Raw genomic sequence first — 14,417 nt, forward strand, 5'->3', positions numbered from 1 at the left:
CGATCGGGCTGCTGTCAACCACTCAGTCCGGTTTTCCGGTTTATCCCCAATGAATGCACCAGATCGGCCAAAACGAAAACTCGCCGGGGGGCTTTCGCCACCCCGGCGAGAGAGAGCAAGATGAAGGCCCGAGAGGGCCACTAGGACCATGCCGCCCAGGCTGGCGCACTGCCAACCAAATCCCCGGCCATGCCGGGGACGAAGCGTTACTACGGGAGCAAAATCCGTTCGCTCAACGCAGCCAGCACCGGATATATCCAAGGGAAAACCCAAGGAATCCGAACGCCGTCGAGATTTCGGGGGATTCTCTCTCTCCCGAAACCAGTATGAACAGGATACCCCACTGCCGCACGTTTGCAAGCATTTTCCGTGCCCCATGGGGTGTGTTGCCACGTGTGCCCACGCTCGCCCGAAGCAGGGTGAAATTCTTGGACTTACAGCTAATACCTAGGGTGAATACCAGTCGTGCCCAATCTCTAGAATTGAAAAAGGCCCACAGCTCGGACAGCCGTGGGCCTCATGATCGTTGTGCGGACGCTCAGACCGACGGCAGCAGCCGGCGGAGCAGTGCGACGTCGTTCGAGTGGCCGAGGTAGAAGTTCGTTCCCCGGACCGTGTCGTGGTTGTTGGACAGGCGGATGTTGTTCGAAGAGAACGCGTAGGTGGTCGACGTGTTGGTCACCGAGTTGGCCGACATGACGACGCCCTGACCCGCGTTGCTGAGCATGCGGAGGCCGACCAGCTCCGCGACGCGGCGTGTGGTCGCGGCCGTGAGGGCCTGGATCAGCACGTCCACATCGGCCTGGTCGGGTCCCGAAACCAGCTGCGAGAAGGCCGGGAGGAAGACAACAGCCTGGTCATTCGGGTCCGCGTTGAACGGATCGACATGCTGGGCGGCGCCGAACTCGCGGTTGTTGAAGAACGCCGTGGGAGCCTGGGAGCCGGCGAGGAAGACGGTCGAGAAGTTCTGACCAGCGAAGGCCGCCGCGTTCGTCGAGAGCTGGATGTTCACGCCGGCGTTGCGGAAGACGTTGGTGACGTTGGTAACCAGGCGGGTGACGATGTAGTCGTTGACGGTCTGGTTCCCGATGAACCCGGTGAACCCGAGGACCGCGGCGGAGAACGGTGCGAGCGACGTCTGGCGGTCGCCGGCCTCGAGCCAGTCGATGATGCCGCCGCGGGTCTCGACGAAGACGTTCTGAGCCACAGGTGTAGAGGTCGCCGTTCCGAGTTGGTTGATGCTCAGCACGTAGTCGGAGCGGATGGCGCCCTGGACGTAAACCGCGTAGGTCGCCGGGGCGTTGCCCGCCACATCGAGCCGGCCCGACGTGACCCACTGGATGAAGAAGTTGCCGTTCTCGTCGTAGCCGTAGGCCGTGCTGCCGCGGCTGACGACGTGGCCCGGCTGCCCACCCACCGCCTCGATATCCGAGGACGAGGCGACCAGGAGAGCGTCCGTGATCCCGATGGACCCGGAGGTATCGAACACGGCGAGCTGAACATCGCCCCGCAGGTCGAGGCTCCTTGGATCCTGCGTGAGGCCGATATTGGAGCCGAACTCCGAGAGATCCAGCGTGGCGCGGATGACCGTGCCCGGCAGGATGGCCTCGCGGTTGTTGAGGTGGTACACATCGACGTCGGCCTGGACCTGCGACGGGACGCCGACGCCGGCGCTGGCGCCGATCGAGGAGGAGACCGACTCGCTGAGAGCATCGTCGGCGGTGCCGAAGACGCCGTCGGCGCCCGCCATGCGGGCGGCGCTGATCCCGGCCCCGTTCGAGCCGGAGACGATATCGTCGGCGGTCCCGGCGATTCCGTCGGTCCCGCGGTTGAGTTGGAAGACGAAGTTCTGGATCGCGACCGCGCCCAGATCGTCGGCGGTGTTCAGAACACCGTCGGCGCCCGCGAAGGCGATGGGGGACGGGGCGTGGACGATCCGCGAGCCGTCGCCCGCGTTGTTGGTCGCAGAGAAGCCGGTGTCGCCGTCGTCGAAGATCTCGACTGAGAACTGGTACGTGCCCGTCGCTCCGCCGATCGGCGTCACGTTCGCCACGTCCGAGTTGTCCGCGACATCCACGCTGGCCGGCGAGGCCGTGACAAGGATGTAGTACGTGCCGGTCTGGAGGATCAGGTAGGCATCCTCGATGCTGCGGGCGTCGGACGCCAACAGGTTGACGGGCAGGCGGAGCACCGAAGCGGTCTCCGTGCCGGTGGACGTGACGCTGGAGGTCGACATGATCGTCGTGCCGTTCGCGTCGAGGAGTGCACGGGTGGCCAACTGGGCCCCGCCCTGCATGGCGCCGAGGCGGAGGATCTGACCCGCCAGGAGCGTGACCTTATACACGTCGGCGTCGCCGCCGAGACCAAAGTTGTTCACGTCGTGGTTCGGGTGGTCGCCGAGGACGCCGCGGAGCGTGAGGACCGTGTTGGTATCGGGCAACCCGTCCGGGGTGTAGTTGTTGTCGAGGACCTGGTTCAGGTCGGAGGCGGCACGGAAGTTGATGGTCGTACCGTTGGCGGTCGCAACGTTGGAGGAGAGCTTGTCGCCGGCATCGCCGACGAAGGCATCGCGAGAGTAGTGGTCGCCCGCCGCCGCGAAGCCGTCGCCGTTGCCGTCCAGCGACTGGTTCTGCGTCTCGCCGCGGAGGGTGTCCGCGTTAAGCTCGAAGCGGTAGACGCCGGGGCCGGGAAGCGCCGGGGTCTCGGGGAGGGCGCGGCTGGTGATCGCCGCGGAGAAGGCGATGGTCGCCGTCCGCTCGGCCTCGTTGTAGCTGAGGATGTAGTCCGTTCCCTCGGCGAGGGCGATGGTGACGTTGCCGCTGCTGCGCACCTCGGAGATCCGGAGCGACTTGGCCAGCGAGGCCGAGTTGATCTCCTGGTTGAAGGTGATCCGGGCCATGTAGACGCCCGACTCGAGTTCCACGCGGAGATCGGCCACCTGCAGCGGCGTCGACTCGGGCGTCGCGCCGATCGCGGCGAGATTGCCGTTGGCCGTGAAGTTGACGCCGCCCACCACCACCGGGCCAAGCGTGCCGCCGGTGGCCTGGATGCGGAACGCCTGGGAGTTGAGCTGCGAGCCAACGGCCTGCCCGGCGACGACCACCGAGCCGATCGAGGAGAGGCCCTCGTCGCCGACGTCGTCCGCCGTGCCGAAGAACCGGTCCGGGCCGGGGTGCGAGCCCGCGACGATGCTGGACCGGATGAAGCTGCCGCTGATCGCGACCGCCCCGATATTTCCGTCATCCAGGATATCGGCGTTGGTGCCGGTGCCGCCGTACTCGCCGTCGAAGCCCAGGTCGGCCCCGGCGAGGATCGACGAATCCGTCACGTTGCCGAAGAACCTGGCGCTGGACAGCCGGGTGTGGGCGGAGATACGGGAATCCGTGACGTTGTTGGCCTGCACCGAGCCGAGGCTCAGCCCGGCGCGGATGTTAGCGGTGTCGATGTTGCCGTTGACCTGGATCGACCCGATGTCACGCGCCGAGGTGATCAGGCCGTAGTTGGAACCGGCCATGATCACCGAGCCGACGCCAAGGACATCGATGGTCGCCGCCTGGCGGTCGCCACGGATGCCGTAATCGAGCCCGATGATGATCTGATTGACGTAGTTGCCGAAGATGGTGCCGCGGACGACCTGGCCCACCACGATGGTGCCGAAGTCGTTGCCCGCACCCAGGAGTCCTGTGGTGTTGAGCGAGCCGAACTCGGCGAACTGCACGTAGCCGTCGAAGTAGAACGACGAGGCCCCATTGAGGCTCGCCCGGACCGATGCGAACCCGAGCGACGAGCCGTCGTTGGAGATCAGCTTGAAGTCCGTGAGCGTGCCCTGATCGGTGTCAACAACGACGCTGGAGGCCAGGGTCGAGTTGATGATCGCCAGGCGGCCGATGACGCGCCCGGCTTCGGCGTCGAACGTCTGCTCGAAATACGCCTGGCCCGGGCCGGTGAAGGTGATCCGGCCCGTCTCGCCCGAGGGCATCACGAACGGCGTGGGGACGCCGTTGGCGATCAGGCCCGTCGAGGGGACGAACTCGATGACTCGACCGGGGTTGGCCTGGCGCAGGCCCGGCCCGCCGCGGATCAGGCCCGGCGAGGTGAAGCCGATGCCGTTATCGGCATAGACCGACGTGAGCGCCGAGCCCACGTGGACGGTGACCGAGTTGATCAGCGAGAGACCGTCGGCGACCGAGTCATCGTCGGTGTTGTAGATCCCGTCCGCCCCGGCGTTGATGCCGGCGGAGATGGTGACGGCGCCCGTTCCGCCGCGGAACAGCAGGTCGCCGATGCGGCCGAACTGCACGGTGTCGGCGTTGATTCCGACGCCGCCGGGCCGGTTGTCCGCGCCCAGTGAGGTCACGCCCGCGGCGATGATCGCGCCGCCGGCGTACGCCCCGACGTCGATCGCGCCGATCGCATCGCCGGCGATGATGAACGATCCGCCAAGACCCGGGGTGATGTTGTCGTTGAGGATGACGCCCCGGATGAAGACCTTGCCGACCGAGTGCCCGGCGACGATCGCGGACTCCCAGAACGACCCATCCGTCACCTCGACCACGCCGACGTTCCGGCCCGCCTCGATGCGGGCACCCTGGAAGGTCGGGATCGGTGCCACGCCGGGCGGGAGCTGGTTGCGGAGCGCGTCGGCGGGGGTGAACTGCGAGAGGTTGGGGTTGACGCCGATGTCGCCGTAGAAGGTCGCGCTGCGGCGGACCGAGACCAGGCTGATGTCCTCGTCGGCGTAGATATCGCCCAGCAGGTGCCCGCCGACGATGACGAACGAGCTGATCGTGCCGGCGCGAGCCTCGATCCGGTTCCCCGGGCGGAAGGACCCGTCGACGATCAGGATGGACCCGATGCCGCCGGACTCGGAGATGATCGACCCGTTCAGGTCGCCGTGGATCTCGATGGAGTTGATCCGGCCGTAGGCGCGGATCGAGCCGGTGGAGACCAGGTCGAACCCGGGCACCGAGGCGACCGCGGCGTTGCGGACGTAGCCGGTGATGTTGTTGCCGACCTTGATGTCGGAGTAGATCTGGCCATTCTGCGACTCGATGATGTTGAGGTTGCCGCGGACGTTGATCGCGCGGGCCTGGGGCGTCGAGTCGCGGGAGCCGATGTGGCCGCCGGCGAGGATCGTGTTGACGTCCCCCTCGGCGTCGAGGTCGACCAGGATGTTACCCGCAGCGCGGAGCAGCGCCAGGGTGCCGTTGGATCCGACCGTCGAGACCTTGGCGACGATATCGGCCGTGAGCGAGGTAATCGTGTTGATCGGGCCCTCGGAGCGGATCTCGCCCGTGAGGTAGCCGACCGACTGGATCAGGTCGATGCGGCCGTCGGGACCGGTGGAGGAGAACCGCGTCGAGGTGATGTTGGCGCCCGCGACGACTTGGAAGATCGGGCCGGCGATGTCGAACGAGCTGGAACGGATGTCCTGCCCAGCCGAGGCGAGCACGAGGCGGCCTGCGCTGACGCTAGTAGCCGCGATGTCGATGACCGCGGAGAGTTCCTGCACGTCGCCCGCCGCGTGGAGGTCGAGGCGGTTGATACGGCGGGCCGTGACGCCCTGCGTGATCGAGTTGGCCGCGTCCACAGTCAGGTCGGAGATGTCGCCCGCGCGGTTGTGGGTCGCGACGAAGGCGATGTTCCGCGAGGCCTTGATCGAGTTGAGGCGGAACTCCAGCGGCTCGCCCAGCAGCGTCGAGTTGACGAAGTTGTCCGCGAACACGTTGCCCACATCGCCCGTCGCCTCGATGGACGTGGCGTCGTAGTTCGCGCCCGTTACCACCACGCTGTTGATGTTGATGCCGACGATGGTCGACCGCGTCAGCGGCGAGCCGACGGCGGCGATCTCGTTCACCACGCCGCGCGTCTCGCGGTCGTCCGCGTGCGCCGTGATCGGGATGAACCGTGCCGACGACCAGAACGAGTCGAGCGTCGCCGCACCGATGAAGGCGCCGTCGATCCGGCCGCCCTCGATGCGGATGCTGCCGATGCCGTTGAATACGCCAACCGGATCAGCCGCGGCGTTCGCCGCGATGATCGGACCGGAGATCACGGGGTTCAGGCCCCGCCCTGCGACGATCTCGATGATGTCATCGTTCGCGAAGATGCCGGCCGCGGCGAACGCGCTGTTCCCCGCCGAGGCAACGCCGTCGCCGACGTCGATCCGGGTGATGTCGTTCGCGTAGATCACGCCCACGATGCCCTCGAACCGGCCGGGCGAGGCCCGGACGCCGTCGTCGTTGGCGATCAGGGTGCCGAGGTTGCCGCCGCCCTGGATGATCACGTCGCCCACCTGGCCCGAGACGGCGATCGCCGTCACGTTCCCGCCGCGGACGCGCAGCCCGTTGAGGTGCGGGTGCACCGGGGAGCCGATGTCCTCGAGCGCGACGTCGTCCGGGAAGTCGGAGGTAAAGGCATCAAGCGGGTAGTAGAGCTCGCCGTTCCACGCCGCGTTCAGGTTTGCGGCCACCACGGCGATCGGGTCGCCGACCGCGCCGCCGCTGTCGGTACCGGAGATACCCAGGAACGAGCCGATCAACCGCTGCGTCGATCCGGGCGCGCCGGTCTGTGTGCGGCCCAGATCGCCCGCGGCGATGTGCACGCGGTCCACCTGCGCAACGTCGAGCATGACGATGTCGCCGCCGGCGGTGAGGTTCTGCACCAGGTTGAGGCGCCCGCCGGTCTGGTCGATACGACGGACGTCGATCTGGCCCTGGCCATCGATGATGATCGAGGAGAGCGCCGCGCCCCCATCGGTCGTGACCACGATACGGCCGATGGAGATCCGGCCCGACTGCTGCGTCCCGCGGATCAGCAGCGAGGCGCCGCCGACCAGGTTGACGTCGATGCGGGAGATCGCCACGCCCTGCGAGCCGTTGATCGGAAGCACGCGGATCTGGCCGACCGAGCCGGCAAGGCCGTTCTCGATGGAGATCGTGACCGTGCCGCCGGCGTCGTCCGTCAGCGTCACCGGGGCGCCGGGGACCAGCGGGCGGAACACATCGGGGTTGAGGCCCGACTGGATCTGCGTGAACGAGGCGAACCGCAGGTCCGAACCGGCGCCGAGCGTGAACCGCGGCGTCGCCGCGTCGATAAGGCCGCTGCCGGCTTCGTCGGCGATGAACTCGTCGATGATGGAGCCGGGCGAGGTCGTGACGTTGAAGTTGTCGCCCTGGATCCGGGCGCCGACCGAGATCCGGCCAATGTCGCCACGTCCACCCGCCAGGCCGGTGCGGATCGAGACGGCGCGATCAGCGCTCGGGTACCGGCCCCGATCCTGATCGAACCGGACCGCACCTCTAATGTCGATCTCACCGATCGAGCCGCTGACATCCAGCGACAGATCGAGCACGTCGCCATTGGTGCTGTCCGCCGCGACAAGCGGATTGAACCCGGTCCGGAATGTGCCGAGATTACCGCCGATCGAGAACTGCGTACCCGGCACGCCGACACCGCGGAAGCCCATGACATCGGCGCCTGTGATCACCGCATGCAGGCTTCCCGCGACCGCGATCGATGATTCTCGCAGATCCAGCAGGTCCGCGATGTCGTCGGCCGTCGTGATGATCGCCGAGGGGTCCGAATCAGCCCCCGCGCCATCGACAGAGCCGACGCCGACCCGCAGCATCCCCATGGAACCGCTCTGAACGATGATCGAGGTCGGGGTCTGCGTGAACCCCATCCGGGCACCGACGGTGACGCCGCCAAGAGTGGTCGATGCCATGCCCGAGAGCACGACCTCGTACTCGTTGGAACCCAGCCGATTCGCCCCGTCCTGCGGCGAGTTCATGACCAGGTAGTACACATCCGATGTGGTCGGCATGAACTGAAGACGAATACCGAGGCTCAAACTCCCCGCGAGCCTGTTCTCGCTCACCTCCGGGTACTGTTGCGACGACACCGTCCGGCCGAAAGCGTCCACGATGCGCGCCGTCGCCCACGTATCGAAGCCGCGGCTGGCATCGAACCCGATATCGATGAAGTCAAACACCACATCCGCGTTAACCGCAATCCCCGCCGTCGCCGAAAACGCGTAGACGTCCGCCGAGTCCCGCTTCGTCGAAATCGGATCGCGGTTGCCCATCGTGCCGACGATCCGCACCGAAGTGTTCGGACTGCCGACATACTCGGCGCCTTGGATCGTGTCGTTGCGGTACAGCCCCAGCCCCATCGCCATGGCCTGCTCTGGAAAGAACAGCCCGAAGAAGAAGCTGTTGAACTGGTTCTGACTCAGGAACGCGGCGTCCATCAACTCTTCGATGGTGTCGCGGATATCGGCGTCCGTCTGATCAGCGAAGGTGTAGATGACCTCCCGCTCCTGGTACGCGCGGAAGTCCACACGGGAACGAGTCGGGTTGTTGACATCACCGAGCACGGTGATGTTCATCGCGTTTCGACCGCCAATCGTAATCTGGCCGGCCGTGCGACCCACGGTCATGTTCGAGTTGGTAAAACCGGTGAACCCGCTGTCTGGATCGATCACCACGTCGTCCACGTCAGGCACGTCATCCCGCACCCACAGCCCCGAGTCGGACGCAACGAAGAGCGAACCCAGGTCGCCGTTCACGGAGATGTTGCCCAGCTGGACTCCAGTCGACAGCCTCCCCAGTGAACCGCCGAACTGAATCTGCCCGTGCATGATCCCATTGATGTTGACCGTGCCCCAGTTCAGCCCCGCCGGAGCGAACAGCCCCTGGTTGGGGTTGCGGAACAGCGTGGAATCGGTGATCTGGGCGCCGTTCAGGAAGTTCTGCCACGTTGAGAACAACTGCTGATCGCGAACCACCAGTTCGCCCAAGTAGGACGCGGTCGTCGCATTGTTCCTGACAAACGGGCTACCGATGACAATCGACGCATTGCCCGCGGGGAGGCCGATCACAGTCGGCGTATCCGTGCCTTGGGTAAGCGCATAGCCGAAGCCGGCCTGCTCGAAATCATCTAGCAAGCCCGCAGCGGAACCGGGCAGCTTGAAGAGGAAGCCGTTCTCAAAGGCCCGAGTATCTTCATCCGGCGCCTGACCCGTCGTGATCTCGCCGCCCCACATCGTGAGCTTCGACCGCGAGTCTCCCGCCAGGAAGTTGATCCGACCGATACCGTCGTTGAAACGAGGAACACCCGTATCCGTCGGATCGACGATCGCCACCTGGGAGCCCTGTGGAATCCCAAGGGCGATGGTCGCAACCATGTCACGGCCGTACGCATCAAACACCTGGACCGAGGTCCCCACCGGACCCGAAAGTACTATTTCCGCGCCAGCAATACGGGCGTCATGGACCGGCCCAAACCGGCCTTGAGGGAACGAAACCGTAATGTCATCAATCCGAAAAATGTCCTGATAGGTCTGGTTGTCTGGCGGCGGCTGCGCGGAAGAGAACCGCACCGTGTCGAATCCATCGGACAGGTTGAAATCAAACCTCATCAGCGGCTGACCATTGCCCAAGACCGGAGTACCGATCGCGGCGAGCGTCGCCCCCGAGAGTTCCAGCACGACAATGCCGCCCCTGAGCAGCTGAACCTTGGACCCCGTGGCTGCATCCGTATTCAGACCGCCACCGTCGCTCCCGATGAGTGACGGTCCGATTACGAACGACGCGGTCTGCGTCAGCCGCAGGCGCGGCATGTTGTTCTGAACACCCTCAAAGAACGAGAACGATGCAAAGCCCGAACCCGACAGTTGCACCCGCAGGTCGCGGTCGTTCTGTCCCTGCTGCCCCGCATCTGGTCCATCCTCGAGCCGCACGAACGCGCCGGTCGGCGAGTACGCAATCTGAATTTCAGACTGGGAGAAGAACGTGCCCGACGGCGGCACCGGCGGGTTGTTGGTCGCCCATTGGTCGTTCTCGTCCGCGAACTCCTCGACAAGCGGCGTGACCGTCTGCTCTTCCGGGATCTGAGTCCACAGATACGGCAGCAGGTAGCCGAACTGCATCACCACCGAGCCAATCCCGGTGTTCGGATCAACGTTGTCACCCGGGCCGACAGTCATGGTGAACATCAAGGTCCGCTGTTCGAGCGCCTCGAGCCCACCCTCGAGCCCGCCGCGATCGGCAATCGAGGACCACTGACCGGCGGCCGCGGCCACCCGCGCGGGTCGGTTCGCCGATCGGCTCCGCTTGAAGAGGTTCGAAAGGGTGCGAACCAGCGGGAGCCCCCGACGCTTCGTGTTGCTGACCATGCTGCGTTACCTCGGTTCTAGAGGGCGCCGACCACGTCGGTTGCGCGCCGCTCCACTTCTTCCGGTGGGCGATAAATGCATGCTCTCTCGACCGTGCCTCGGCGCGCCTGCCGCCGCCGAAACTCTCGCCTCAGCGACGGGACGGCAGTGCCGATCCCCGTCCATGGGCGGTCGAAAGATCCTGTCTGCGGGGCCAGCCTATCGCGGGTTCTCGCCGATCGCAAGTTCGTGCCGTCCCGGACCTTGGGTCGACAAACCGTTCTGTTGCAATCGTCCGCTGAGCGGTTGTCCGCCGCTCCTGCCAGCCTCGTCGCCCGGCTCCTGTGTGGGTCCAGCCTGGCCTCAGATACGACGCGACCGCCCCATTGGGTTCCGCTCCGGGTGCCGTTTTGGCAACTGGCACCGCTTCCATACTCAGTTCAGGTATCGGACACCAGCGCTTCGCCGACCGTTACAGTCCCCCCGGTCTGACGCCGGAACAGGGGTGAAACCCGACGCTGCCTCACCGGAACTACGAATAGATATCTGAGGTCTGCCACCGGCCCCGGTCCGTCTCCACCGCCGAATGCGGAGCACGCCGTGCCCAGCCATCCGCTCATCACCGCCATGTCCACCACGCTCGATGCGCTGCAGGATCTCCCCTGGGCGGCCCACGCGGCGGTCGGCATGGCCCTCGCCGCCGGTGTTGTCCTGTGGCTGTTCGGTCGGCGTGTGCTGCGCCCAATGACCATCGTCCTCATGGCTGCCGTTGGCGGCATCGCCGGCTGCCTCATCATCCCCTTCACCCCCTTCGGCGATGAGGTTGGCCTCGTCGGAGGCGCCATCGCCGGGCTGGCCGTCGGTGGCCTGGCGGGGATGCTCCTCCACCGCTTCGCGACGGCACTCGGGTTTGCACTGGTGCTGGGATGCGCGGCCCCGATCGCGACCGCCGTCCTCCTTCCCCTGGCTGGCGAGCCGGATCGCCCCTCGGCACCGCTGGCCCTGGGCGACCACTACCTCCGCGGCGCCACGGCGTACAACCAACTCGCCACCGAACTCCGCGACTCGGCCAGTGTCGGCAACTCCTATTCGTTCGGCGATGAGCAGCCCGGAACTCGCCGCGACGCCATGAGGGAGTCCGTCTCCGATGCCGGTCGCAAGGTCGGCGCGTTTGTCGGCGCGATCAAGGACGAGGCCGCCGGGCGGTGGGAGGAAGTCCCGCAGCACCGGCGCTTCTACGTGATCCTCGCCGCGGCGGGCGGCTCGGCCCTGGGCTTCCTTATGGGCCTGGCCATGCCCATGTGGGCGGGCGGCGCGGTAACGGCCATGATCGGCGCAGGCGTGATGCTCTCCAGCGGCGTCTGGCTGATGACCGCCGGCGCGGTCCCCGGCACCGAGCAGATCTCGGGCTTCAAGGGCGCCACCTGGCTGATGATCTGGGGCGTGACCGCCGCGATCGGCATGGGCGTGCAGTGGAGCGGCCTGGGCAAGACCGTCCCCGGCGACGATGCCCCGCAGTAGCCCCGCCGGCCGCACTCAGCCGCACATCCCCCGCAGCGCCCCGAGCCACGCGTTGATAAACGCCGCGATATCCACCGGGTCGACGGTGCCCGAGCCGTCATAGTCCGCGCTCAGCAGGCCGGAGGACACCGACTGCGTCCACAGGTTGATGAACACCGCGATGTCGGTCGGCGTGATCGCCCCGTCGCCGTTGCGGTCCGGGTTCCGAGGATCGCCCGGGTAGGAGTTCTCGTTCGCCGGGTCGGCGCAGACGTCCATCTCGGTGCGGTCAAAGAAGCCGTCGCTGTCCCGGTCGATCCCGATCCGCACCTCGCTCCCCGCGGGGACCACCGTGTAGGTCAGCTCCGATCCCGGACCGGCGAGCGACAGCAGCTGCGCCGGCGAGAGCGTCGCTTCGGAGTTGCGGTCCGGCCGGAAGGCGCCGCCCCCGATGTTGCTGTAGACGTAGCCGCGGACGATCCCCCCCACGCGGCCCTTCACGACAAGCCCCACCGCCTGCGACTGCGCCATCGAGATCATCGAGCCGAGCAGTGCCTGCTGCGGCGCCGGCGGCGAGGGGGACTCCACGGTGGTCTGCGCCCCCACCGCCGCGTGCGTCTGCGTCGAGAAGGAGAACATGAACGCCTCGAGGTCCCGCCGCTGCTGCAGCGCCACCGACGGGTCCGTCGCGAAACGGAAGACCGGCGACTGCAGGAACTCGACGAGTGTCGCCGAGGACCCGTCGTGGATAAATCCGAACCCCCGGTTGCTCTGCGGCGAACGGCTGAACCCGCTCTTCTCGTGCATGTTCCGCAGCTGGGGCACCTTCATCGACTGCGACTCCAGCAGCGCCTGCCCGGAGATCACGATCGGGCTCGATCCCGTCGGCAGCGCGTGGCACGACACGCACGTCAGCACCCCGCCGTCGAACGGGACCGTCTGGAACAGCACGGCGCCGTTCGCGGGGTTCCCGTTGCCCAGCGACGTCTTGAGCGAGCCGTCGAGGTTCCGGTTCGGGTTGGGCGGCGGCGTCAGCGATGCGACGAAGTCCTCGACCGCCGAGATCTGCCCCGGCTCCAGCGGAGCCGACCGCCCCTGCAGGCTCATGAACGCCGCGTTGAACATCCCCAGGTCCTCCCGGTCGCCCCGCCAGTGCAGCGGCTCGGTCCCGGTGATCCCCACGAGCGTCTGCGTCGTCATCGGCCCCTTCATCGGGTGCCAGTCCTCGCATGTCCCAAGCCCGCCAAGGCCGCCGTTGCAGTTCTGATTGAACGGCTTGACCGTCCCGGCCGGGTTGCCCAGGTCCCACGCGAGGTGGTCCGTCCTCCCGTCGATGTGGCACGCCGCGCACCCGGCCTGCCCCAGGCCCGACGTCAGGTGGGCTCCGTAGAAGTACTGCCGCCCGGTCGAGATCGACGCGGGCGTCGGGTCGTAGAACGGCGTCACGTGGCTCAGCGTCAGCGACGCGGTGTCCACCACCGCGACCGTCGCGCCGAACTTCCCGATCACGTACAGCCTCGCGCGCGACTCGTCCAGCACCAGCCCGGTCGGCCCGAACGCCACATCCTGCACCTGACCGACCCTCGCCCCGCTGCCGTCGAACACCGACACATCGTTCGACCCCATCCCCGCGACGTACCCCCTCGTCCCGCCCGCGTTCCACACCACCGCCCGCGGGTCCGCCACCGAGAGGTTCCGCATCGGCTCCGGAATCGAGGCCGTCGCGTACGTCAGGTGCGGGTTCAGATCCGTGATGCTCACCGCCCCAGGCGACGCCGGATTGAACCGCGCCATCACCGATCGCACGAACGTCCCCTGCACGTTCGGCTCGAACCGGATGTGGTTCGTCGCATCGGTCCCGACCACCGTCACCTGCCCGGCCGGCCCCGCCGCGATCGCCATGTTCGCGTTCATCAGGCCCGTGGCGTAGGTCACGCTCAGGCTCGCCGCGTCGATGATCGCCACATCGTGGTCGTGCAGGTCCCACGTCACCGCTCCCGTCCACGCGTGCCCGTTGTCATCGACCCACTGCCCCCCCACCTTCTTCACGATCAGCCCCACCGGCGGCGCGCTCGGGAGCCCCGCGCTCATCGGGGGGCTGAAAAGCGTCCCCGCGTTCGGCGGCGGGTTCGGCCGCCCCGGGTACGGGTTCGCCGCGCCCGACACCACGCTCTGCCCGAGGATCGTCGTCCCATTCCCCGATTCAAACACCGCCGCGTACACCCGCGTCCCATCGGTCGCTAGCGCCCGCGGGTCCTCGCCCGCGATCGCCACCACCGTCGGCGGGCTCTGCGGCGACACCAGCGAGAACACCAGCACCTGGTTCAACTGCGACGCCGACACGAACGCCCGCTTGCCCGCGAACACCACGTCGCACGGCTCATCCCCCGCGGCGAGCGTCCGCACCACGCGCATCGTCGTCAGGTCCACGATGCTCACCGAGTCCGAGATGTGGTTCACCACCCACGCCTCGGTGTTCGACCTCGCACGCACCGACACCGGGTCCAGCCCCACGCTCACCGATCCCGCCTTCACCGGCGGCCCGGATCGCGTCACGTCGAACACCTCCAACCGGTTGTCCGCCGTATTCACCGCCAGCAGCAGCCCGCGGTCCGGCGTCAGGTCGATCGGATGGACGTGCGGCGACTCCCAGTTCACGAAATCCGACTGCCCCCTCGCGCCAGACGCCCCGGCGACCACGGCCGCGCACGCGGCGATCAGAAGAGTCGTAGCCTTGCTCATGGATCTGGTCTTTGCTTGG

The 14,417-nt window shown here is 67.0% G+C and carries 3 protein-coding genes; 1 reads left to right on the forward strand and 2 read right to left on the reverse strand.

Annotation, left to right across the window (positions count from 1 at the left end; translation table 11 throughout):
* Positions 1-538: 538 nt before the first annotated feature.
* Complete coding sequence (locus KF745_07005) at positions 539-10,177, reverse strand: hypothetical protein (GenBank protein MBX3358159.1); 9,639 nt, start codon at positions 10,175-10,177, stop codon at positions 539-541.
* A gap of 579 nt (positions 10,178-10,756) precedes the next feature.
* Between KF745_07005 and KF745_07010 the strand changes: the two genes are divergently transcribed.
* Positions 10,757-11,677: a hypothetical protein gene (locus tag KF745_07010; GenBank protein ID MBX3358160.1), complete on the forward strand. Its 921-nt coding sequence runs from the start codon at positions 10,757-10,759 to the stop codon at positions 11,675-11,677.
* 15 nt (positions 11,678-11,692) lie between these two features.
* Here the strand turns inward: KF745_07010 and KF745_07015 are convergent, their stop codons facing one another.
* Complete coding sequence (locus KF745_07015; protein ID MBX3358161.1) at positions 11,693-14,398, reverse strand: hypothetical protein; 2,706 nt, start codon at positions 14,396-14,398, stop codon at positions 11,693-11,695.
* Between the last annotated feature and the right edge of the window lie 19 nt (positions 14,399-14,417).

It is taken from the genome of Phycisphaeraceae bacterium, from assembly GCA_019636655.1.
Classification (GTDB): Bacteria; Planctomycetota; Phycisphaerae; order Phycisphaerales; family UBA1924; genus JAHBXB01.